This window comes from Ruegeria sp. AB7, from assembly GCF_056542625.1.
Genome location: NZ_JBQGAC010000002.1, coordinates 450,984 through 474,743 on the forward strand (window position 1 = coordinate 450,984; position 23,760 = coordinate 474,743).

A 23,760-nucleotide genomic window follows, 5' to 3' on the forward strand; every position below is an offset into this window, starting at 1 on the left:
GACCTAGTATCCCCGTTGTGGATTTACGATGTTGTTCAGCACCTCGCCCTTGCGATAGCGCATCAGGTTCTCGGAAAACATGCGGACCGATTTCAGATCCCAGCCGTCATAGACCGAGCTGCAGTGCGGTGTGACGATCACGTTGTCCAGTTCCCAGAACCTGTGCCCCTGAGGCAGCGGTTCGGTAACGAACACGTCCAGCGCCGCGCCTCTGATCCGGTTCTGTTCCAGCGCGGCCAGTAGAGGTGCTTCGTCAATTACCCCACCTCGCGAGACGTCGATTATCACCGTCGTCGGTTTCATGGCGGCAAAAGCCTCCGCCCCGACCAGACCGCGCGTGCTGTCCAGCAGTGGTACGCAAACGACGATAAAGTCAGCGCGTGGCCAGAGATCAGGCAAAGCCTCCATCCCGTGTACCTCGTCCACGTTGGGGGTCGGTTTCGGGCGGGCCCGTACACCGATTGTGTTCAGCCCCATAGCTTTGGATCGTGCCGCAACAGCCTCTCCGGTTTTGCCAAGGCCGATGATCAGCACCGTCTTGCTGTCGATGGGCTCGACTTTGCCGCCGATCCAGTCCCGCCGCGCCTGCGCGGCACGAAAGCCCGGGAAATCCAGCGTGAAATGCAGCATCGCCCCCAGCGCATATTGTGCCATCATATCGGCAGCGACCCCGGCGGCATTTGTCACCGTTACCTCATCAGGGTTCCAAGGGTTCAGGTGATCGGTGCCCGAGCCGCCGACCGAAGCCCATTTGATTTGCGGGTTCTCGACCAGTGCTGCGCGTGGAAAGCCGGGGGTGCCCGCAAAGCGAACGGAATAGACAACCTCAGCCCCTGTATCCTCGATCAAACCCGTGAGCGCCTCGTAGCTGTCGCAGGTGTGGATCGGCAGATCGGGATGACCTTCAGCAAGAACCGCACGGGCAGCGTCGGGGTTATCGGTGTGCAAGATCACGGTGGGGGATTTCATGCGGGTACCTCCGGTTGGAACTCGGCGCTTGCAATGGCTACCGCGTTGGCGAAAAAAGCAGTGGCGGCGATGTCGAAAAGGACATCGAACCCCATACCTTTGCGGTCGTTGCGCCATGTGATTGCCTCGACATAGCCCACGCGGGTCTGGGCGATCTTTCCCACTGGAAAGGCACCGGGCGACAGGTCGACCGGGCAAATCTTGGCCAGCAGATCGAACAGGCGCGGGCCGGTCAGGTGCATCATGGCCCAGGTTTCCTCGCGCCAGGAATAATAGCCCTTTGGCGTGGCGGCGACCTGCCACCGGGCATACAGGTCGGCAGGTGCATCAAGTACCACCACCTCTTCCTGACCCAGACGCAGAAGGCCATCGGCGGTTTCGTTGACGTATGGCACCTTCAGGCCCTGCGATTGCAAAAACGCCACGGTGCCTCGGCCCTTGAGGCCAAAACGCGGCGTATGGGTCAGGTCCTGCACGATAATCTGCCCGGAAACCAGTAGTGTGCCTTCAGCAGCGCCCTTTGGGTCAAGCGGATAGGTTCGCATCATCACACCTCCTGCCGTTTGTTTTCAGGATCAAAAAAGGTGTGGCCGCGCACAGTTGCAACGACGCGCTTGCCATTGCGGCACTTCACCGTGACCTGCGATCCTTGCGTAGCGTCATCGCCATGCACATATGCCAGCGCGATATGGGTGTTCAGCGTCGGCGACCACAGGACCGAGGTCACATGCCCCACCGGTACATCATTCCTCAGTACCAGACAGCTTTCCCCCGGTACATCTGGCCCGTCGAATGTCAGCCCGACCAGCTTGCGCGGCAGGCCTTTGTTTCGGCGCATCTCGGTTGAGCGCTTGCCCACGAAAAACGGCTTGGTCTTCGAGATCGCCCATTCGAACCCCAGCTCATCCGGCGAGGTCAGCGCGTCGGTGTCCTGACCAATCAGGATATGGCCTTTCTCCAACCGCAGAATCCGGCTGGCTTCCAGCCCGTAAGGGCGCAACTCGTGCGCGTGACCCGCCGCCATCACCGCATCCCACAGGGTGTGGGCATAGCTGGTGGGGCAGTGCAGCTCGTAGCTCAACTCGCCGGTGAACCCAATCCGCATGGCGCGCACTGGCACCCCGGCCACCATGCCGCTGCGCCCGTCGAGATAGGCAAAGCTATCGCGCGAGAAATCGATATCGCTGTCCAGCGCCTCGACCACGGAGCGCGCCTTGGGACCGGTAATGTTGAAGCCCGAGAAGGCCGAGGTGACGTGCAGCACATCCACATCCAACCGCCACTGCGCATTCCAGAACAACATATCCGAATAAACCCGCGCCACGGCCCCGGTGGTGGCGGTGACATAGAACAGATCCTCGGCCAGCCGATACGCCACGCCATCGTCGATCACCGTGCCCATTTCGTTTGTCATCAGGCAGTACCGGCAACGGCCCACAGGCTGCTTTTTATAGGCCATGGTGTAAATGCGGTTGAGGAATTCGCCCGCATCCGGGCCACGCACCTCGAGCCCGCCCAGAGTTGAAACATCCAGCACGCCGACCCCATTGCGCACCGCATGCACCTCTTCTTCGATAAGGCGCTTGGCGTCTTGTTTGGGGCCGTAGAAATAAGGCCGCCACCACGCTCCGACCGGGCGCATGTCCGCCCCCAACCGGATATGTTCGTGATGCAGCGCGGTGCGCCTGTCTGCCGGGTGATGATGACCAGACAGCACGCCCAGCGTTTCGGGGCCAAAGGGCGGACGGGCGGTAGTCACGCCGATCTGCCCGATTGTGCGGTCGGTCGCCTTGGCCACCACCCGGGCGGTGGCCAGCGCCGAGTGCCGCCCTTGTGACGGCCCCATACCAACTGTGGTAAAGCGCTTGATCAGCTCCAGCTCGCGATAGCCTTCCTTAACCGCGTTTTGCAGGTCCTTGATCTGAATATCCTCGTCCCGGTCGACAAAATCCTTGCCCTTGGGATGCCCGGCGATTGCCGGTTCGAAATTCGTCAACGCAGCCTCGACATCTTCAACCTGCGCGATGTCGCGGGTTGGCAGCCCCAGACGAGTCAACGCCGTCTGTGCCGCGCGTTGCGCATCGGCCACCACCGCATCAGGCGCAAAGACCCCGGCAACACCCCCGGCAATGCCCAGCGGAGCGTCTGGCAGAGACAGGGAAAACCGCGCCGCCGTTTCATTGTACCCAAGTTTCGCGCCAGCATGACAGGGCAGTTGCCACATTGGCGCATAGCCGACCGAAATCACCAACAGATCGCAATCCAGCCAGTCGCCTCCGACCTCTACGCCGGTAACATGGGTCTTGCCACGCGCCTCGCCCACGGCGCCGTGAATGACACGCGTTCCCCTTGTTGCCAGTTGCTGGCCAAGCTCACTGCCGCTGCCGCCGGGGCGCGGATCAACCACAGCCGCCAGTTCTACGCCTGCGTCCAACAGATCCAGCGCCACCCGATAACCGTCGAGATTGGCGGCCAGTACCACCGCGCGCTTGCCCGGTTTCACACCATAGTGCCGCATAAGCCGTTGCGCGCCAGTGCCCAGCAAGATGCCCGGCAGGTCATTGTTTCGGAAGATCGCGGGCTGTTCGATGCAGCCGGTGGCCAGCAGAACCTCGCGCGCGCGCGTCTTGAACAGCTTGTTGCCCCGGATCAGCGGCAGCCAGTTGTCCTCGAACCAGCCGTTCACCACTGTATCGGTCATGATGCGAAGGTTCGGCAGACTTTGCACTTTCGCCAGTAGGTCGGACAGCCTGTCGACATCGCGGCCATAGGTCAGCGCGCCGCCCAATACCGGCTCCTGCTCGGCCAGGATGACGTCAGCCCCGGCTTCGGCGGCTTCGATGGCGGCGGTCAACCCGGCCAGCCCCGCGCCGACGACCAGCAGGTCACAAAACAGGTTGGCCTTTTCGTAGTCTTCATTCGGTGCGTTGATATCCAGAACGCCCAGCCCAGCCTTCTTGCGGATCAGCGGCTCCCACAGTTTCAGCCAGCTATTGCGCGTCGGGCCCATGAAGGTACGATAATAGAACCCCACCGGCATGAATCGCCCCAGCTTGTCCATGAATGCGTCGCGGTCTCGCGACAGTGATCCGTTGACGTTCTGCGCCGTAACTTGCAGCCCTGCCGAAATCGGATGCCGGTCGGCCTGCACGTTCGGGTCCGAGGGCAGTTGCACCAGCGTATCGGCCTCGGTGCCCGCCATCGACATTGCACCGCGCGGTCGGTGGTATTTGAACGAGCGCGACAGCATCCACTTCCCCTTCCCGGCCAAAGCCGAGGCGATCACATCACCTTCGTATCCCTGAAACGCCTGCCCTTCAAAGCTGAACGATACCGGCGCATCTCGATTGATCCTGTTGCCCCAGGGCGCGGGAAGTCGGGCCATCACCTTTGCTCCAGCTCTGAGGGGTCAAAAGTGCGGATCACCTCGTTCGTGGTGGCGTTGCGCTCGGCCAGAAAGAAATAGTTCGAGGGCACGTGCCGCCACCATTCCACCAGCGTTCCGCGTGAATTGTTGGCACGGAACAGGTGACGTGCCCAGTCCTGATCGCTGGTTGCATCCGGGTCGGGGTTGGCGCGCAGAGGGCCGAAGCTCTGGAATTCACTAATATTGCGGGGCCCGTTCATCGGGCAGATCAGGATCTTCATGTCAGTGGCTCGCGGCAGTTGCGCCCATTTCATTGAGCAGATCAAAGGTGGCGAAACGCTCCATTGTGAAGGGTTCGAGTATCGGCGCGACCTTCTGGTTGGCGATGGACTGCGCCATGTACTTGCCCGCCACCGGAGTGGCTTTGAACCCCCAGGTGCCCCAACCGCAATCTAGCCATAGGTTGGACAATGGGCTGGCACCCATGATGGGTGAGTAATCGGGCGTCATGTCGGTAATCCCGGCCCATTGTCGCAGCAGACGCACCCCGTGCAGGAACGGGAACAAATGTACCGCGCCTTCGGCCAGATGTTCTTTCATGTCCAGTGTCGAGCGGGTGGAATACAGCTGATAAGGGTCCGAGCCACCGCCGATCACGATCTCGCCTCGCGATGACTGCACCAGATAGGTGTGCAGGCTGACCGAACTGACCAGCGTGTGCAGCCACGGTTTCAGCGGCTGCGTGACCATCGCCTGCAACGGATAGCAACGGATCGGCAATTCTACCCCGGCTTTCATCGCCATATCGTAGTTCATGCCCCCGACAGCAATCATCACCTGCCCGGCACTGATATCACCGCGATTGGTGCGCACTTTTGTGATCTTGCCGCCGGCAGCGTCGAACCCTTCAACCTCGGTACGTTGATGAATTTCCACCCCGCGCCTACTGGCTTGCGCTGCATAGCCCCAGGCCACCGCATCATGCCGCGCAGTGCCTCCATCGGCGTGCCACAAACCGCCGATGATTTCCAGCGGCCCGCCCTCATCCATATTCAGATGCGGGGACAGGTCCTTGACCGTCTGTGCATCAACGACCTCGATCCGGGTGCCCGCGTGTTTACCCATCTCGGCCCGCAGATGGAACGAGCGTAGCGTTGCCTCGGTATGGGCCAGCGTCAGTTGACCGCGCTGGCTGAACATGACGTTGAAATCCAGCTCTTCGCTCATCTCCCCGTAAAGCTGCACACCTTCCTTGTAGAACGCGATGCCCTCTTTGGTGATGTAGTTCGAGCGGATGGTAGTGGTGTTCCGCGCGGTGTTGCCGCCCGCCAGATAACCCTTTTCCAGCACAGCCACATTGGTGATGCCGTGATACTTTGATAGGTAGTGGGCACAGGCCAGTCCGTGGCCGCCACCACCTACGATGACCACATCGTAACTGGATTTAAGCTCTGGCGTGGCCGGAATGTCTCCGGTGACAGGGTAATCGGCGGATAGCCCGTATTTCAGCAGCCTTAGCGGCATTTTTGTTGTCCTGATTTCAGCGGTTGGCAGCGGCGTCATAAATCAGCGCGCCGAGATCCGAGAATTTGGCGTCCGGCGACTGCAACCCCAGAACCGCGTCGCGTATGGCGGCGGCACGGCTGACCCCCAGCGGTGGAGTGGCGAACTCCATGAACTTGGCAATCACATCGTCACGGTCCATGGGTGCCTCGGGCCCGCCGCGCGCGTGGACGTCGCCCGACGCCAGTTCCCGCCCATCCGTCAAGGTCATGACGACATCAGCAACGCGGCTTTGAGGAAAGCGGTCGGAATGGCGCGCGGTCTCGGCCACCGAGATACGGTCGACAATCGCCGCGACCAGCGGATCGGAGAGGCCCGCGCCGGTGATATGCTCGACCCCGATACGGCCGTGCGCCACCATCGTCGCCACAGCGAAGGGCAGCGAATACTGCGCCTTCGAAGTGTCATCCGGCATACCCTGAAACAGGCAGGCACTTTCGTGGAAAGTGTTCACCTGAATCGCGGCAATGTCCTGATGAGACAGGCCATATTCACGCATCAGCGCCCTAGTGGCGTCAATCGCCGCATGGGCCCAACGACAGATCGGATAGGGCTTCACATATTGATGTTCCATCTGCCAGAAGCTGCCCAGATCCCGCCAGTGATGCGCGACCTCATCCGCCTCTATGGTGATCGCCGGCGCGCCGGTAAATCCCTTCTCGGCCAGCACTGCCGAGGATACACCCACCAGCGCGCCCCAGCCCGAGCCGTCATGCAGCATGGTGGGGTTGGCAATCTCGCGCATCATTTGACTGCGCGGTCCGTGATATTCGGCGATGCCCATGGCCTGCCGCATCTGTTCCGCGCTCAGCCCGCGCAGACGGCTGGCAACGGCCACAACCCCCAACGCGTTCCATGCGCCGGAAGTGTGGTAGTCGCTGACCGTGTCATGCAAAGAAATCCCGGCACGCCCGGCGATTTCGTATCCAATAGTCACGGTCGCCAACGCCTCGGGGCCGGAAAAATCCGCGACCGTTTCCGCCAAAGCCGCCAGAGCCGGCACAACGGCAACACCGATATGGCCCTTGGTGGGGTTATAGCCGTCATGGCCATCCAGATTATCGGTCTGAGTCGCAGCGGCATAAGCCGCGCCGGCAACGCTAACCTTGCGGCCATCGAACAGCATCCGTGCGCTAAGGCCCGGATCGCCCGCACCGTAAAGCGCCACTGCGCTGTCACGCGCGATCTGACCGGCCTGCATCGGTCCGGACCCGATGGTGATCCCCATCGTGTCCAGCAGCATCAGTGCCGCCGCTTCGAGCGCGCTGTCGGGAAAATCCTGCACCCTTCGATTTAGCGCAAACTTTGCGATAGTTTGAAATGTGTTGGTCACGATGCCCTACAGATGAGGTTTCGGGTTCGGCCAAAACCTAAGTGTGTTTGCCCATCGCAGCACGAAAACAATACGAGGGCAATGGCCCCGGAAAATTTGTAGCTTTGGCTCCGCTCCATTGTAGCATATGAACCAGATCAATTCCCGCCGCGAAACAGAATTCCCGGCGCACCACCTACCCGCTCGCCCAGGAACCTGTCGCCATGATGAACCTGCCCCACCTGATCTTCCTGCGCTCCTTCGAGGCCGCCGCCCGGTACCTCAGCTTTACCAGCGCGGCAGATGAGCTGAACTGCACCCAATCGGCCGTCAGCAACCATGTGCGTTCGCTCGAAGAGTTTTTGCAGCGGCCTCTGTTCGTGCGCCATGCCCGGTCATTGTCGCTGACCGACGTGGGCGAGGCGTATCTGCCTTCAGTGCGGCATGCTCTGCATGAGATTGACGTGGCCACACAATCGGTCATCCAGCGGTCACACACCCGCAAAGTCGTTGTGTCTTGCCCGGTCAGCCTGGCCGAGAATTGGCTACCGGACGTAATCCGGGGCTTTAGCGACCAGCACCCGGATATCGACCTGACGGTACACGGCACCGTCTGGATTGATGTCGAGCCGAACGTCTCGGACATTTCGATAACGGTCAATCATATTGACGATGTGACGGTGGGCGCACGGCAGCTGTGGGCCGAAAAGCTTGCGGTCGTGTGTGCACCCGAATTCACAGTCAATGGCGCGCAGCTGACCGATCCGGCGCAACTGCAAGAGGCACCTCTGATCCATATTCTGGGTCGTCCAGCTTATTGGGAACGGGTCGCACGTCATTTTGATCTGGCAGACCTGAACCAGAAGGAAGGGCTGCGGACCAACGCTTCAAATCTGGCAATGGAGATGGCGGCGCAGTCGTTGGGCTGCGTCGCTCTGCCCCGCTCTTTGGCCGGGTCTTATGTGGACCGGGGGCTGCTGATCGAACCGTTCGAATTCGATTTGGACAGCCCCTGGGCCTATTTCGTGCGTCTCAAGGAAAAACCCGTTTCACCGTCGGTCAGGCTGTTTCAGGACTGGCTGCTAAACACCGCCGCCAGCATGAACCGCTGACCTGCAACGGGGCGGCTCAGGCAGCCCCTTCCAGTGCCGGTTTAACATCACGCAGGCGGTTTCCATCCGGGTCAAAAGGAGGCTCGGACAGGATTTTCGCTTTATGGGGCTTGCCAAGGATGAACACTTCGACCGTATCACCAGATTGCGCGACCTCAGGACTTATATAGCCAAGCGCTAGCGATTTGCCGACCGAATAGCCGTATGCACCGGATGTTACGCGGCCAACCGGGGTACCATCCGGGGTAAAAATCGGCTCACCGCCGGTAGCGTCGGCATCCTCGGAGACTTCGACCTCGAAGATTGACAGCACTTCGCGCGCGGCGTTGTCCTTGACCGACAGATACGCATCCTTGTGCAGGAAATCCTTGTCCAGCTTGATCAGGCCCGCCAGCCCGACCTCTTGCGGCCAGTATTCCTGCGAATACTCACGGCCCCATGAGCCATAACCTTTTTCGATCCGCAACGACCCCAGCGCGCGGCCGCCAACGGGGCCGCCATCCAGCAGCTTGGCCGCATCCAGAAGCGCAGCGTACAGGCGGGTCTGATCTTCTTCGGCGCAGTGCAACTCCCACCCTAGATCGCCAGTAAAGCTGACGCGGATGGCCAGACAGGTGACACCTGCAACCTCGATTGTGGCCGAGCGCATAAAGCGGAACGCCTCGTTCGACAGGTCTGCATTGGTCAGCCGCTGCAGCAGGTCACGCGCTTTCGGACCGGCGACGTTGAACCCTGCTATGCGGTCGGTGGCGACTTCGAAGGTTGTGTTCTTTGGCAGGTCGATCATGTTGAAGAAGCGTTGATGATAGCGCTCGGCCATGCCCGATCCGATCATCATGTATTCGTCATCGGCCACCTTGGTTATGGTGAAATCGCCAGCCACGCCGCCACGGACAGAGATCAGCGGCGTCAGGCAAGACCGCCCGATCACGGTCGGTACGCGGTTGGCGACCAAGCGATCCAGCCAATCTTGCGCGCCGGGTCCTTTGATGATGTAGTTCGCAAAATTCGATATGTCGATGACGCCCACATTCTCCCGCAGCATCTGTACCTCACGTCCCACCGGCTCCCACCAGTTCTGGCGTGTGAAGCCGTTGGTTTCCTGTACACCGGGCTGATCGGCGAACCATAGGGGATGCTCCCAGCCGCAGTTCAGACCAAAGACACAGCCCATGTCTTTCTGCATTTCAAAAGCAGGGCGGACTCGGGCGGGGCGACCTGCACTACGCTCCTCGTTCGGGAAGTGGATGGCAAAACGGTGGGTATACTGGTCCTCAACCCGTGCCTTGGTGAATTTTTTGTCGGCCCAGTCGCCGAAGCGGGCCAGATCCCATGCAAACATGTCGTATTGCGGCTCGCCCTCGATCATCCACTGCGCCGCCAGCAGGCCCAGACCACCCGATTGCGAGAAACCCGGGATCAGTCCGCCGCAGAGGAAATAGTTCTTCAGTTCGGGCACCGGACCCCACAAGGCGCTGGAGTCCGGAGACCAGATCATTGGCCCGTTGATCACCCGTTTGACCCCTGCGGTGGCGGCAACTGGCACACGTTCGGTAGCGCGGATCACGTTTTCCATGATCCGATCCAAATCGTCGGGGAACAGGTCATGGGCAAAGTCCAGCGGCGTACCGTCCTCGGCCCAGAACTTCATGTCCTTCTCATAGGCCCCGATGAGCAATCCGTTGCCTTCCTGACGGAAATAGTACTCGCCATCCCGGTCTGCAATTGACGGAAGGCGACGGCCCAGATTGGCAACTTCTTCGATGGATTCAGTCACGAAGTACTGGTGCTCGGTCGGTTGCAACGGCAGAGTCAGCCCCGCCAGCGCCGCAACTTCGCGGCCCCAAAGACCAGCGGCATTCACCACCCATTGCGTGTGAATATCGCCCTTTGCGGTACGCACGATCCAAGACCCGTCGGGTTGCTGATCCGTACCTAGTACCGGACAGAACCGTTCTATGGTTGCTCCCATGGCGCGGGCACCGGCAGCATAGGCGTGGGGCACGCCCGAGGGATCCACATTGCCGCCATCGGGTTCATACATGATGCAGCGGATATCGTCGAACTGCGCCAGCGGGTGCAGTTCCTTGGCCTGCTCGCGACTGACCTCGTGGAAATTCAAACCATAGAATTTAGCCTTGGCTTCCTGTAGGCGCAGCTGATGCTCGCGTTCTTCGGTTTGCGCTAAATAGAGCGAACCTGGCTGGAACACGCCGCAGCTCTGACCGGTTTCCTGTTCCAGCTCTTTATATAGATTCATCGTATAGTGCTGGATGCGGGTGATATTGTTGTTGTCATGCAGCCCATGAATGTTGGCCGCCGCGTGCCAGGTCGAGCCGCTGGTCAGTTCGTCCCGCTCTAGCAGGACCACATCGGTCCAACCCAACTTGGCGAGATGATACAGAATTGAACAGCCGGCTAGGCCACCGCCGATTACAACCGCTTGCGCATGCGTTTTCATGTGCTTCCCCTCTCAAATGCCTCAGGCGGCGATGGTTTTCATTGCACCCAGAAACTGGGCCACTTCGGCGACGCTGTTGTAGTGGCACATCGAAACACGCACGCAGCTGTCCATGCCAAGCGGTGTCAAGATGTTGCCCGAATAGTGATCGGCCTTGCGCAAATGCGTACGGATGCCTTGTTCGTTCAGTTGCTTGACCACATCGACCGACGGCACGCCCTCGACCTGCAGTGACACCAGCCCCTCGCGTGCTGGGTTATCGACACCGCCCAGAATGGTCACCTTCTCCATCTCGGCCAGCCCGGGCAGGTTGCCGGTTCCGCGGATCATCGCATCAGTCAACGCTTTTTCCTGCTCATGGATCGCCTCTCCGGCAGCGACGAATTTTGCGCGCCGGTCGGTGGCGTCGCTGACCTGTGCGCCCAGCCATTCGAAATAGCTGATTACGTCAGACATTGTAGCGTAAGAGCCGGTATCACGCGTCCCCATTTCCCAATTGTCGGCGGGGCCGTCGATCAAGCTGTTATGTGGCAGCTTGGTCAGCCGGTCAGAAATCCAGGCCACCCCGTAACCATGGCGCGAGAACACCTTGTAGGGCGAGATCACATAGCCATCGACATCATAGGCGGTCAGGTCGATCCGGCCATGCGCAGCGTGCTGGATACCGTCGATTATGATGAAGCAATTGGGCGCAACGGCGCGGATCTCAGCAACCACATCGGCGACATCCACGCCCATACCGGTCACCGGCGAGGTGTGCACGATAGTCGCAACCTTTGTGTCCGGCGTTACCTGCGCCGCATAAGCATCTGCGGTGACGGTGCCTGTGGCGTCGTCATGGACCACCAGAACATGATCTTGCCCGGCCACCCCGGCCCAACGCGCGCAAGCGCTTCGGGTCGCGGGATGTTCCAATGTTGTGCCCAGGACCCGACCGGTGGCGGTGCCCAGACAGGCGTTCATTATCAAACGAAACAGCAGCTCGGTCCCGCTTTCGCCGACAAAGAACTGGCCACCGGGGGCGTTCATGAACACGGCCATATCTTCTTTGGCCTTGTTGATTACCCGCACCAGTTCGTGACTTCCCGGGTTGTCGCGGCCCTGATTGTCAGGGATCGCAGCATAAGCCTGCGAGGTGCCCACAACCGAATTCAGCGTCAGCGCCCCACCCGCGTTTTCAAAGAAAATACGCGGTCCCTGCTGCGGGCAGTGGTCAACCTGCGCAAATCGGGCACGGATTTGTTCAAGCAATTCTGGAGTGATCTTGGTCATCGGGAACCATTCCTGCGAAAATGTCATTCTGGCAAGATATATGCGCCCTTTTGCAAAACTACTCACAAAAAAACTTGGGGCATTGTGGGTGGAAATTGAGACCATCGAGCCAAGAGAACTCAGCCACAAGAACGATATGGTTCGCGAATTTCAATTTCGTCGGCCCGATCACACCCTCACGCATGCCTTCGCTTGGTTGAGAAACCGCTGGTCAGGCCGACGGTTTGTAACCTGAGCGTTGTTCTAGAGACATCGCTTTGCAGGACGGTGTTGAGAGAGTGACGATCCAACCTCATTGGCGCAGCCTGTACCGCCATCACAAACCAGACATCGTAGAAGCGGGCATGCATCCTGCATTCCAGATATTCCCATATCGGCAGGGGTATTTAGATTGATAGCGATTCATGCATTTGTTTACAGCAGTTTGGGATTTCGTCACGCCTTTCAGACCTGACTAATCGCCATTGTAAGAGATCACGAACGTGCCTTCGACGCGGCGATACCGCGAACCACTCCCGCGCTGGTGGCGCATTCGTCGATGGTCAATAGCTTGTAACATATTGGTGTATAGAGCTTGCTGATTGAAAGCTGAAAAGTTAATCGTCTGCAACAGGTTAGCTTATGTCCAGACTTCGAGTATTAAATCAATTTGCCAAAATTTCTGCTATTTAGGCTTAAACCCATCATCGACGCACCAAGGACATGCGCAGAGCAGCGACAGACCGGTGTTGCGACCCAAACGCCGTTGCCCCGCAAAAACTGACATAATTCACCTGAACGATGAACATTGGTTGTCCGGCCCACCAAAAAGGCAGGCCGGACAGTGTTAATAAGTACTTTTAGTCGTACAGAACGGCCGAGATCTTCGGGTCGTCAATATTCGAGGCATCGTAGTAGTAGAAGCCTGTGTCGATCAGACCTGGAACCTCTTCTCCATTCAGAGCCGCAACCGCTGCTTTCACAGTCTCATAGCCGATGCCCACAGGGTTTTGCGTGATCGCACCCGCCATCAGACCGCTCTTGATTGCGTCTTTCTGGGCCTTGCCACTGTCATAACCGATGATCACCAAACCCTCGGTGCCCAGCTCCTGAACACCGTTTACAACACCAATAGCAGAGCCTTCGTTGGTGCCAAAGATACCACTTAGATCAGGGTTAGCCGTCAGGATCGCCTTGGTGACTTCGGTCGATTTCAGGTGGTCGCCCTGGCCGTACTGAACCGTGACAACTTCGATATCCGGATACTTCTCAGCCATGCGATTGACGAAACCGTCGCGACGATCAATACCTGTGCGGCTTGTCTGGTCATGGGCGACAACAGCAACCTTCCCTTTGCCCCCGATTTTTTCAGCCATCTTGTCTGCTGCCAACCCCGCTGCCGCCAGGTTGTCCGTTGTCGCGGTTGAAAGCGGAATGTCACTGTCAACGCCGCTGTCGAAAGCAATGATCGGAATGCCCTTTTCGTTGGCCTGCTTCAAAAGCGGGATTGCAGCTTGGCTATCCAGAGCGGCAAAACCAATGGCTTTGGGGTTGTTGGCCAGAGCGGCAGCCAGCATGTCGATCTGACGGTCCACCATGGTCTCATTGTCCGGGCCTTCGAATGTGATGGTGACATCAAATTCGTCAGCTGCCTGCTCCGCACCCGACTTCACGGCCTGCCAGAACTGATGCTGGAAGCCTTTGGATACCAGCGGGATGTAGATCTCTTCGGCTGCCGCCATCGAGGCGGGTCCTGCCAGGGTGGCTGCACTCAGCGCACCCAGAATGAAACGACGTGATAACATGTTTTCTCCTCCAGTTGGTCGTTTTGGTCTTTGAATTAGCTGCTAGGTCATCCCGATTTCTTGCGCCGTGCCATATCGGCATAGACGGCCAGGATGATGATTGCGCCGGTCACAACGGTCTGCCATTCCTGCGCAACGGACAGCACGCGCAATCCGTTGGTCAGCACGGCCATGATAAGCGCACCGATCAGCGTACCCAGGATCGTCCCGCGTCCACCGGACAAGGAGGTGCCGCCGATCACCACAGCTGCGATCGCCTCCAGCTCGTAACCCAGTCCCAATGCCGGTTGTGCGGAATTCAGGCGCGAGGCGATGAGGATTCCGGCGATGCCGCAGATCGCGCCGGCCAGAGCGTAAATGCGCATCTTCCACATGTCGGTGTTCACGCCGGACAAGCGCACCGCTTCCTCATTTGAGCCAAGTGCAAAGGTGTACCGGCCTAGAACCGTGCGCCCCAGAATGTACGAGGCCGCGATGGCAACCAGGAACAGGATCAAGACCCCATTGGGGATGGGCAGCGACGGGAAAACCTCTCCGATCAGCGACCCGCGCGAAATCAGATCGAAGCCCGGCGTATCATTGAAGTAGATTGGTCGCGTGCCCGAGATCACCAGCGACAGGCCTTTGAGGATCAACATCATTCCAAGCGTCGCAATGAATGGCGGAATTTTCATTTTCGCTACGAAAGTGCCCGAGCAAAGTCCGCAAAATGCGCCCGCCGCAATGGCTGCGGCCACACCCAACAGCAAGGGCATGCCGAGATATGTCAGGACCACCCCGGCGATCACAGCACAGAAGGTCATCAGTGTTCCGACTGAAAGGTCGATCCCGCCGGTGATAATGACCAGCGTCGCGGCGACGGCCAGAACGCCATTCACTGATGTCGCCTGCAGAATGGCGATCATGTTCGATGTCTGCATGAAATTCGGCGACGCAATAGAAAATCCGATCAGCAGGACGATCAAACTGGCAAAGGCCAACAGCTTTTGATAGGCGCCACTGTCCGCGAGGCCCGATAATGGCTTTTTCTTTTCGATGTCGGTTGCTGTGGTCATTGGACTGTCCCTGTTACCTGCATCGCCGCCGCACGTTGCGTGGCCAGATGCATGATGTCTTCCTGAGTTGTGTCTTTTCCGCCGGGCAAAATGCCGGTCAGCCGCCCTTCGCACATCACGGCGATGCGATGGCTGAGGCGCATGATTTCGGGCAGTTCAGACGAGATCACGATGATCGTCTTGCCCTGCCCTGCCAGTTCTTCCAGCAACTTGTAAATCTCGGATTTCGCGCCGACGTCGATACCGCGGGTCGGTTCGTCAAAGATCAGAATATCGCAGTCGCGCAGCAGCCATTTGGCGATGACAACCTTCTGCTGATTGCCGCCTGACAGTAGGCGAACCTCCTGCACATCCGATGGCGTTCTAATGCCCAATTGCTGGATGTAGCTTTTGGCGGTGTCGCTGATTTCACCATCGTGCAGAACCCCGCCTGCGCCGGTGAACAGGTCCATCGAGGCAAGCGCGATGTTGTCGCGTACATTCATACCAGTAGCGAGGCCGAAATGCTTTCGATCCTCGGACAGGTACCCAATCCCCGCTTTGACGGCGTCAGTGGGTGATTTGATCGACACCACCTGACCATGTACCCGGATTTCTCCGCTATCCTTGGGGTCGGCCCCAAATATGGCGCGCGCGACCTCGGTGCGACCTGCGCCCATAAGACCGGCGAAGCCCAGAATTTCACCCTTTTGGACCGAGAAACTGACGTCCTGAATTTCGTTGCTCCGGCTCAGCCCGGTGATCTGCAGAGACATCTCCGCATCACCCAGATCGGGCACGTCCAGCGGTTCTTCCTTGACCTCTCGGCCCACCATCATGGCGATGATCTGGCTGATCGGGGTTTCAGCAGCCCCAACTGTTCCGACATATTCCCCATCGCGCATAACCGTCACGCGATCCGAGATCTGCTTCAGCTCGTCCATCTTGTGGCTAATGTAAACGATGCCTACACCTTCAGCCTTGAGGCGGCGGATGATCACGAACAGCTCAGCAATCTCGGCGTCATTCAGGGCCGCTGTTGGCTCGTCCATGATGAGCACCTTGGACCGAAAGGACAGTGCCTTGGCGATCTCGACCATTTGCTGTTTTGCGATGGTCAGGCTGCCAACCAACGCCTTGGGATCAAGGCTGAGGTTCATCGAAGCAAAGATTTCGGCAGTCTGCGCATTCAGCGCCGCCTCGTCCAAACGGCCAAAGCTCTTACGCGGTTCGCGTCCGATAAAAATGTTTTGGGCTACAGTCAGGTCGTTCATCAGGCTCAGTTCCTGATGGATGATCCCAATACCTAGATCCTGCGCCTCGCGCGGGGCTGTCGGACTGACTTCGCGCCCTTCTATCTTCAAGGTCCCACCGTCACGTTGATAAATACCCGACAGGATTTTCATCAACGTACTTTTACCGGCACCGTTCTCGCCCATCAGCGCGTGAACTTCACCCGGTTCAAGATCGAATTGCACGGATTTCAGCGCGTGCACGCCGGGGAAAAACTTATCAATCCCCGTCATTTCGACCAGTCTATTTTTATTGCCTCCCATTTGCCCCTCTCCCCTTGGGCCAACGCGGTTTACATCACCGCACCAATTTGCCAGGGGACGAATTCAACGCCCCCAAATCCAAGTTCCTCGCTTTTGGTTTTCTTGCCTGAGGCGACACGGATCAGTATTTCGAACAGTTCTTCGCCCTTGCTCTCGATGCTGATCCCGTCTGTCACGATGTCACCGCAGTTCAGATCCATATCCTCGGCCATGCGGGCATACATTTCGGAATTGGTGGCCAGCTTGATGCAGGGCGTTGGCTGATATCCAGACACCGAACCACGCCCGGTGGTAAACACAATCAGGTTCGCACCCGAAGCGACTTGCCCGGTGACCGAACACGGATCAAAACCGGGGCTGTCCATGAAGACAAACCCGCTCTTGTCGATCATCTCACCGAATTTGTAGACGTCTCGCAGTGGCGCGGTGCCTCCCTTAGCTACGGCACCAAGCGATTTCTCAAGAATGGTTGTGAGCCCCCCGCGCTTGTTGCCTGGGCTTGGGTTGTTGTCCATCTCACCGCCGTTTCGGGCCGTGTAGTCCTCCCACCAGTGGATGCGTTCGATCAGTTTTTCACCCACCTCAACCGTCTCGGCCCGCCGGGTCAGCAGGTGTTCGGCACCGTAGATTTCCGAGGTTTCCGACAGGATCGTTGTTCCGCCATGGCGCACCAGTAAATCCGACGCATACCCCAGCGCCGGGTTCGCGGTTATCCCAGAATACCCGTCCGAGCCGCCGCATTGCATACCGACCGTGATGGCACTGATCGGAGCCGGAGCGCGTTCGGCTTGATTGGCCAGATGGGCGATGCCGCGCAACTCCGCCAGCCCCCGTTCGATAGTGCGGCGTGTTCCGCCCTCGTTCTGAATGGTCATATAACGCAGCGCGCCGTCAGCGCGGATTGGTCGACCGCCGACAAGATCTGCCACCTGCATGACTTCGCAGCCCAGACCGATCAGCAGAATACCCCCGAAATTCGGATGCTGTGCATAGCCGGCCAACGTCCGAAACAGGGTGGCATAACCCTCATCCTTGCTGGACATTCCACATCCGGTCCCGTGCACAATCGGGACCACACCATCAACATTGGGATAGCTTTCCAAGAACCCGGTCTTTTCCGCTGCGTCGGCGATAAAACGCGCTACCGAACCCGAGCAGTTCACGGTGGTTAGAATCCCGATGTAGTTTCGGGTTCCCACTTTACCGTCAGATCGATGGTATCCGTCGAATGTACGCTTTTCAGTCAGAACAGGCAGCGGGGTGTTGGCGCTGGCATGTGCATAGTCCTGCTGATGCGCCCCCATGCCAAGGTTGTGCACATGGATATGTTCGCCAGGCGCTATATCGCATTTGGCCTGCCCGATGATCTGACCGTAGCGGACAATATTCTCGCCAGTTTGGATTGATGACACGGCTAGCTTGTGGCCGCGGGTAACGGGCGCAGCCAATTGCACGGGAACATGTGCCGGCTGCTCACCCGCTTGCAAGTCACGCAAAGCAATAACGATGTTGTCCTGCGGATTTAGCTTTACGACATCGCGAGCCGCCTCTTCCAAAACGTTTATGCTGCCGTTCGCTCGCATCTCTTCTCCACTTGCTTGGTCAATGTTGCTAAATCCAATATCTCTACTTGTCAACTAACATGTTAGAATGCTAACTTATGCAGTATGAACAAACACCAAGATATTGATGCCGAACTGTTGCCCGAGATCACAACGATCGAAGGACCGCTCGCTCAGCGGGTTCACCACTCATTGAAGCAGGCGATTCTCTCACTGGATTTCCCACCCGGAGCGAACCTCAGGAAGGCACCTGTGTGTGAAAGATTGGGAGTGTCGCGCGCACCTGTGGCCGATGCGATTGCGCGTTTGGCCTCGGAAGGGCTGGTGGATGTAGTGCCGCAATCAGGCACTCGCGTATCCTACTTTTCGATGGACGAGATCCGCGAAGGCGTATTCCTGCGTGAAGCGCTTGAACTTGCAACTGTCGCCAAAGTCGCGCGCGACATAACCGACGTTCAGCGTAAAAGGTTAAGCCGCAACATGCGTCTGCAGGAACTGTTGATTATGGATGATGATATCCCAGGCTTTTATCAGGCTGATGAAGAGTTCCACAGTCTTCTGATGGAATTTACAGGCTTCCGCCGCCTCGCCGACGTTGCCCAAACCGTTTCCTTACAGGTCAGCCGCGCACGCATGCTATTGCTGCCCACCCCCGGCAGAATTGCCGAGACACTAGAGGAACATAGGGCCATTTTCGAAGCAATCAGTAATCGCGACGAACAGTCCGCGCAGGTCGCTATGCGCGCCCACCTCGGGCAGTTGATGCCGCGCATTGAGCAGTTGGAGCAACTGAAGCCGCATCTGTTCAACCTCACCCCACAGCTGAATAGCGAGGCAGGATGACCGTTTCCCAAACAGAATTACTGAACAACCGGACCACGCGGCCCGTTCCCCTGACCCGCATGGGGTTCGGCGGAGCGCCGTTGGGGAACCTGTACCGCAAAGTCTCGGACGAGGACGCGCAGGCTGCATTGCAAGCCGCCTATGACGCAGGCATCCGTTTTTTCGACACCGCGCCGCAATACGGGCTTGGCCGGTCAGAGCATCGGTTTGGGCAGGCGATCGACCGGTTCGGTCGCAAGAACATTCAGCTTTCGACCAAAATCGGGCGTTTATTACTGGATTGCAAACCGCATGAAGTGACACCCGAAGCCTTTGTCGATGTGCCGCAGAAACGGATTGTGTTCGACTATACCTATGACGGGGTCATGCGGTCTTACGAGGCCAGCCGCGACAGGATCGGCGTTGCCAATTCTGACATTCTTCTGGTCCATGATGTCTGTGTCTTCAGCCAGGGCAGTCAGGAAATGTCGGACGCCAAGGTGCGCGAACTTTTTGATGGTGGGGGTTACAAAGCGCTAACCGAACTGCGCGACGCAGGCGAGATCGCTGCAATCGGCGCGGGCGTAAACGAATGGCAGGTTTGCGAAAGGCTGCTTGGACTGGGGGATTTCGACGGGTTCCTGCTGGCCGGGCGCTATACGCTGCTGGAGCAGGAAGCGCTCGACAGTTTTCTGCCACTCTGTGAGCAGCGCGATGTCGGGATTATCCTCGGGGGGCCTTACAATTCAGGCATTCTCGCCACCGGAGCTGTACCCGGCGCCAAGTACAATTATGCAGACGCACCAGAAGACATTCTGGACCGGGTCCGCAAGATCGAAGCCGTGTGCGCAGCCCACAACACTCCGCTGATTGCGGCGGCGTTGCAATTTGTTCTGGGCCATCAATGCGTCAAAACAGTTGTACCCGGGGCTGTAAACGCATCCGAAGTCCAATCCAATGTGGCATTGATGGAGCGTGACATTCCCCCGGGCCTGTGGGCGGACCTACGATCCGAAGGTCTGATCCGACCGGATGCGCCACTGCCAAGCGAGACTGCAGATGCTGCGTAACATCGATCCGATCCTGTCGCCGGAGCTGCTGTATACCCTCAGGGCCATGGGCCACGGGGATGAAATCGTTATTGCAGATGCGAACTTCCCGGGTTCCAGCAGCGGGCCGGACTGCATTCGGGCGGATGGATCTTCGGCCAGTGAAGTGTTGCAAGCGGTCTTGTCGGTGATGCCCTTGGACACATTCGTTCCTGATCCGGCGTTGACCATGCAGGTTGTCGGCGACGCGGAGGCGGTTCCCGACGCAGTCGCGGACTTTCAACGCATCATCGACACGACCGCCGACAACCCGGCCAAAGTTCAGGGCTTGGAACGGTTTGCATTCTACGAGCGTGCAGCCAACGCGTTTGCCATCGTTCAAACGGGCGAACGCAGGCTTTATGGCAACATCATCCTGAAAAAGGGTGTGATCGAATGAGGATCGACGCGCATCAGCATTTCTGGGCTTTGGCGCGGGGCGACTATGGCTGGCTGACGCCCGATCTGAGCGAGATCTACCGGGATTTTGCACCGCACGACCTGATGCCTCTACTCAGCGCCGCCGGGATTGATGGCACGGTCCTTGTGCAGGCAGCACCCACAATGGCCGAGACTGAATACATGCTCGCTCTGGCCGATCAGAATGCGTTTATCAAAGGTGTTGTGGGCTGGGTTGACTTTGAAGCCGCTGATGCACCCGCAAAGATTTCCGCGTTGGCTACCCACAAGGCATTTGTCGGTCTACGTCCGATGATACAGGACATCGCCGACCCGCTTTGGATGCTAGGCGACGCGCTAACGCCCGCTTTCGAGGCAGCTCAACGGCATGGCCTGACATTTGATGCCTTGACCTTGCCTCAACACCTGGGCCCGCTCAGGCAACTTCTTCAGCATCATTCCGATATGAGTGTTGTCGTTGACCATGGATCGAAACCGCTGATCAAAGACGCAATCTTGGGTGACTGGTCCGACAACATGACCGCCTTGGCCCGAGATACAAATGCATGGTGCAAGCTTTCAGGCCTTGTGACCGAGGCTGCTACAGACTGGACGATCGACGATCTGCGCCCGTACGTGGATCACCTGCTGAACACCTTCGGTCCATCGCGTCTGATCTGGGGTAGCGATTGGCCAGTTTGCACCTTGGCCAGTAGCTATGAGCGCTGGTGTGAAACCACCGACATGTTGCTGAAACATCTGAGCAGCGCAGAACGACAGGCAATAATGGGTGGCAACGCCGCCCGCGCCTACAACCTCAGGAATTGAAATGACCATAGGTACATTGGATTCGAACGGGCTGTGGCTCGGCCGTATTGAGCGCAGCGGAATCGGCCCCAGCGTGGTGACCCTGCGCAAAGGGCGGATTATCGATATCACGTCAAAAACGGCACCAACTGTCAGGGACATTCTGGAACGCGACGATGAAGCAGATCATGTGCGCAACGCCCAAGGTGAAGATATCGGCCCTTTGGACGCCGACCACCAATGGCTGGCCCCGTGTGACCTGCAGGCGGTCAAGGCCTGTGGTGTCACATTTGCCGGGTCCATGGTCGAACGCGTAATCGAGGAACAAGCCGCCGGTGATCCCGCTAAAGCCGACGCGATCCGGGCGCGCATCGGAGACCGGATCGGCGACAGCCTTTCGAACATCGTGCCAGGATCAGACGCCGCCGCAGATGTCAAAGAAGCATTAATCGCCGAAGGCCTCTGGAGTCAGTACCTTGAAGTCGGGATCGGCCCCGATGCCGAGGTGTTCTCCAAAGCACAAGTTTTGTCTTCGGTCGGGTTTGGTTCAGAAATCGGTCTTCACCCGATTTCGACCTGGAACAACCCCGAGCCCGAAGTCGTTCTGGCCGTTACTTCTAAGGGCGAGATTAAGGGCGCTACGCTGGGGAACGACCTCAACCTGCGTGACGTTGAAGGTCGTTCGGCTTTATTGCTGAGCAAAGCAAAGGACAACAATGCCTCTTGCGCGATCGGACCGATGATCCGGTTGTTCGATGATGGGTTCACACTGGACGATATACGCCAGGCTGAACTTGCGCTGACCGTGACCGGATCGGATGGATTTGTGCTGAACGGAAGCTCATCTATGTCCCAGATCAGTCGCGATCCTGCAGACCTTGTGAAGCAGACTATCGGGCGCCATCACCAATATCCTGATGGGCTGATGCTTTTCCTTGGCACTCTGTTCGCCCCGACCCAAGACCGTGACACACCTGGCGGTGGGTTCACTCACAAAATTGGCGATGTCGTCACTATCTCCAATACGCGCCTTGGAGCGCTGACAAACACCGTGCGCCTGTCGACGGAATGCCCCGAATGGTCCTTTGGGGCATCACACCTGATGCGAAACCTCGCCCATCGCGGCCTGCTGTAAGAGAGAACGAATATGTTGACCGGAAAACACCTGATAGCTGGCGAATGGATCGGCGCAGACACCACTTTTGCGTCGGAACCAGCGCATGGACCAAGCCATGACTTTTCTGTGGGGACAGCGGCGATAATTGATAACGCAGTGGAGGCAGCAGAGTCGGCATTTGCCACTTTCGGGTGGTCATCTCGTATCGAACGCGCCGCGCTGTTGCGCAAGATCGCAGATGAGATTGATGCCCGCGAGGATGCCATCACCGAAATCGGCACTCAGGAAACCGGCTTGCCCGAGGCACGCCTGCAAGGGGAACGTGGCCGTACCGTCGGCCAGCTGCGCCTATTCGCCGATCACATCGAAGCGGGCGATTATCTGGACATGCGCCATGACCCGGCCATGCCGGATCGTGCACCCCTACCCCGCCCCGACCTGCGCATGATACAGCGCCCGCTGGGTCCTGTTGCGGTGTTCGGCGCTTCGAACTTCCCATTGGCCTTCTCAGTCGCAGGGGGTGATACAGCCGCAGCATTAGCCGCAGGATGCCCTGTCGTTGTCAAAGGCCATTCGGCCCATCCCGGCACTGGCGAAATTGTCGCCCAGGCAATCGACGCCGCCATCAAAGCGACAGGAATTCATCCCGGAGTGTTTTCATTGGTACAGGGTGGCAAACGGGATGTGGGCACGCGATTGGTGCAACATCCCTTGATCCGGGCGGTTGGCTTTACGGGCAGCCTCGGAGGTGGACGGGCGCTGTTCGATTTATGCGCGCAACGCGATGAACCCATTCCGTTTTTTGGCGAACTGGGTTCAGTCAATCCGATGTTCATACTGCCGCAAGCGGCGGCCGCGCGCGGTGCTGAAATCGGCAATGGCTGGGCCGCGTCCCTAACCATGGGCGCTGGACAGTTCTGCACCAATCCCGGTATCGCCGTGATCATCGAAGGTCCGGATGCTGACGCGTTTCAAGTAGCGGCAGAGGCTGGCCTGTCTTCGGTGGCCGAGCAGACAATGCTGACCGATGGAATTGCGGAGGCATACCGAAACGGAGTTTCGCGTGTAGCTGCTGGTACCGGTGTATCGAAGATTATGGGCAAAAGCTGCAAGTCACGCGATGCGGCCCCTTACCTGTTCACTGTTTCTGGTGATGACTGGCTGGCCAATCGGAAGCTGCAAGAAGAGGTTTTCGGCCCATTAGGCATCATCGTGCGTGTGAAAGACCGCGCTCAGATGCAACGGATTGCCCGGACCATCGAAGGGCAACTGACCTGCACACTGCATCTGGACGCAGGTGACAAAGCGGACGCTCAGGCACTGCTGCCGCTGCTTGAACGAAAGGCTGGGCGATTGTTGGCCAACAGCTTTCCGACCGGGGTCGAAGTTTGCGACAGCATGGTTCACGGAGGCCCCTACCCCGCCTCAACCAACTTTGGCGCTACATCCGTGGGAACACTGTCGATCCGCCGTTTCCTGCGGCCGGTTTGTTATCAGGACATCCCATCCGAGCTTCTACCCGAGAAATTGTGAGG

Annotated in this window: 19 protein-coding genes; 7 read left to right on the forward strand and 12 right to left on the reverse strand. The window is 58.5% G+C overall.

What is annotated here, in order from left to right; all coding sequences use genetic code 11:
• Positions 1–3: 3 nt before the first annotated feature.
• The 6 genes from ACR0EN_RS08060 to ACR0EN_RS08085 are packed head-to-tail and all read right to left on the reverse strand — an operon-like array spanning position 4 to position 7,232.
• Positions 4–969 carry a D-2-hydroxyacid dehydrogenase gene (locus ACR0EN_RS08060; protein ID WP_170509328.1) on the reverse strand — a complete coding sequence of 322 codons (966 nt, stop codon included), beginning with the start codon at positions 967–969 and terminating at the stop codon, positions 4–6.
• On the reverse strand, positions 966–1,517 hold the full coding sequence (locus ACR0EN_RS08065; RefSeq protein ID WP_480586102.1) for a hypothetical protein: 552 nt from the start codon (positions 1,515–1,517) through the stop codon (positions 966–968). The genes ACR0EN_RS08060 and ACR0EN_RS08065 overlap by 4 nt, the downstream gene beginning before the upstream one ends.
• Positions 1,517–4,354, reverse strand: coding sequence for a 2Fe-2S iron-sulfur cluster-binding protein (locus ACR0EN_RS08070; protein WP_170818260.1), 2,838 nt, complete (start codon positions 4,352–4,354; stop codon positions 1,517–1,519). The genes ACR0EN_RS08065 and ACR0EN_RS08070 overlap by 1 nt, the downstream gene beginning before the upstream one ends.
• Positions 4,354–4,617: a sarcosine oxidase subunit delta gene (locus tag ACR0EN_RS08075; protein WP_170818259.1), complete on the reverse strand. Its 264-nt coding sequence runs from the start codon at positions 4,615–4,617 to the stop codon at positions 4,354–4,356. The genes ACR0EN_RS08070 and ACR0EN_RS08075 overlap by 1 nt, the downstream gene beginning before the upstream one ends.
• Position 4,618: 1 nt before the next feature.
• Positions 4,619–5,860 carry an FAD-dependent oxidoreductase gene (locus tag ACR0EN_RS08080; protein ID WP_170818258.1) on the reverse strand — a complete coding sequence of 414 codons (1,242 nt, stop codon included), beginning with the start codon at positions 5,858–5,860 and terminating at the stop codon, positions 4,619–4,621.
• Positions 5,861–5,876: 16 nt separating this feature from the next.
• Positions 5,877–7,232 carry an MmgE/PrpD family protein gene (locus ACR0EN_RS08085; protein WP_170818257.1) on the reverse strand — a complete coding sequence of 452 codons (1,356 nt, stop codon included), beginning with the start codon at positions 7,230–7,232 and terminating at the stop codon, positions 5,877–5,879.
• 203 nt (positions 7,233–7,435) lie between these two features.
• Here ACR0EN_RS08085 and ACR0EN_RS08090 point away from each other — a divergent pair, with 203 nt between their 5' ends.
• A complete protein-coding gene (locus ACR0EN_RS08090) occupies positions 7,436–8,323 on the forward strand; it encodes a LysR substrate-binding domain-containing protein (protein WP_170818256.1) in 888 nt (295 codons plus the stop codon).
• Positions 8,324–8,339: 16 nt separating this feature from the next.
• On the opposite strand, the gene ACR0EN_RS08095 is transcribed toward ACR0EN_RS08090, so the two are convergent.
• The 6 genes from ACR0EN_RS08095 to ACR0EN_RS08120 form a co-directional block, all read right to left on the reverse strand.
• The gene (locus ACR0EN_RS08095; protein WP_170818255.1) at positions 8,340–10,784 is read right to left on the reverse strand and encodes an FAD-dependent oxidoreductase; all 2,445 of its coding nucleotides are present in this window, start codon (positions 10,782–10,784) and stop codon (positions 8,340–8,342) included.
• Between the two features lie 21 nt (positions 10,785–10,805).
• Positions 10,806–12,056, reverse strand: coding sequence for an aminotransferase class V-fold PLP-dependent enzyme (locus tag ACR0EN_RS08100; protein ID WP_170818254.1), 1,251 nt, complete (start codon positions 12,054–12,056; stop codon positions 10,806–10,808).
• A gap of 839 nt (positions 12,057–12,895) precedes the next feature.
• On the reverse strand, positions 12,896–13,840 hold the full coding sequence (locus ACR0EN_RS08105; RefSeq protein WP_170818253.1) for an ABC transporter substrate-binding protein: 945 nt from the start codon (positions 13,838–13,840) through the stop codon (positions 12,896–12,898).
• 47 nt (positions 13,841–13,887) lie between these two features.
• Entirely contained in the window at positions 13,888–14,895 is a 1,008-nt protein-coding gene (locus ACR0EN_RS08110; RefSeq protein ID WP_170423121.1) for an ABC transporter permease, read from the reverse strand.
• Positions 14,892–16,430 (reverse strand): sugar ABC transporter ATP-binding protein, encoded by a 1,539-nt coding sequence (locus ACR0EN_RS08115; RefSeq protein ID WP_480502973.1) that lies wholly within the window; start codon positions 16,428–16,430, stop codon positions 14,892–14,894. Before ACR0EN_RS08115 ends, ACR0EN_RS08110 begins: the two co-directional genes overlap by 4 nt.
• Before the next feature lie 29 nt (positions 16,431–16,459).
• Positions 16,460–18,013, reverse strand: a complete 1,554-nt coding sequence (locus ACR0EN_RS08120; RefSeq protein ID WP_170394141.1) for an altronate dehydratase family protein — start codon at positions 18,011–18,013, stop codon at positions 16,460–16,462.
• Between the two features lie 84 nt (positions 18,014–18,097).
• Here ACR0EN_RS08120 and ACR0EN_RS08125 point away from each other — a divergent pair, with 84 nt between their 5' ends.
• From ACR0EN_RS08125 to ACR0EN_RS08150, 6 genes are read left to right on the forward strand one after another with little or no spacing between them, the layout of a single operon-like run.
• Positions 18,098–18,835, forward strand: a complete 738-nt coding sequence (locus ACR0EN_RS08125) for a GntR family transcriptional regulator (protein ID WP_170407425.1) — start codon at positions 18,098–18,100, stop codon at positions 18,833–18,835.
• Positions 18,832–19,884 carry an aldo/keto reductase gene (locus ACR0EN_RS08130; RefSeq protein ID WP_480586108.1) on the forward strand — a complete coding sequence of 351 codons (1,053 nt, stop codon included), beginning with the start codon at positions 18,832–18,834 and terminating at the stop codon, positions 19,882–19,884. The genes ACR0EN_RS08125 and ACR0EN_RS08130 overlap by 4 nt, the downstream gene beginning before the upstream one ends.
• Positions 19,874–20,302, forward strand: a complete 429-nt coding sequence (locus tag ACR0EN_RS08135; RefSeq protein ID WP_480586111.1) for an RbsD/FucU family protein — start codon at positions 19,874–19,876, stop codon at positions 20,300–20,302. Before ACR0EN_RS08130 ends, ACR0EN_RS08135 begins: the two co-directional genes overlap by 11 nt.
• The gene (locus ACR0EN_RS08140; protein ID WP_480586114.1) at positions 20,299–21,129 is read left to right on the forward strand and encodes an amidohydrolase family protein; all 831 of its coding nucleotides are present in this window, start codon (positions 20,299–20,301) and stop codon (positions 21,127–21,129) included. Before ACR0EN_RS08135 ends, ACR0EN_RS08140 begins: the two co-directional genes overlap by 4 nt.
• A 1-nt stretch (position 21,130) precedes the next feature.
• A complete protein-coding gene (locus tag ACR0EN_RS08145; protein WP_480586117.1) occupies positions 21,131–22,243 on the forward strand; it encodes a fumarylacetoacetate hydrolase family protein in 1,113 nt (370 codons plus the stop codon).
• Positions 22,244–22,255: 12 nt separating this feature from the next.
• Positions 22,256–23,758, forward strand: coding sequence for an aldehyde dehydrogenase (NADP(+)) (locus ACR0EN_RS08150; RefSeq protein ID WP_480586120.1), 1,503 nt, complete (start codon positions 22,256–22,258; stop codon positions 23,756–23,758).
• Positions 23,759–23,760 lie beyond the last annotated feature (2 nt).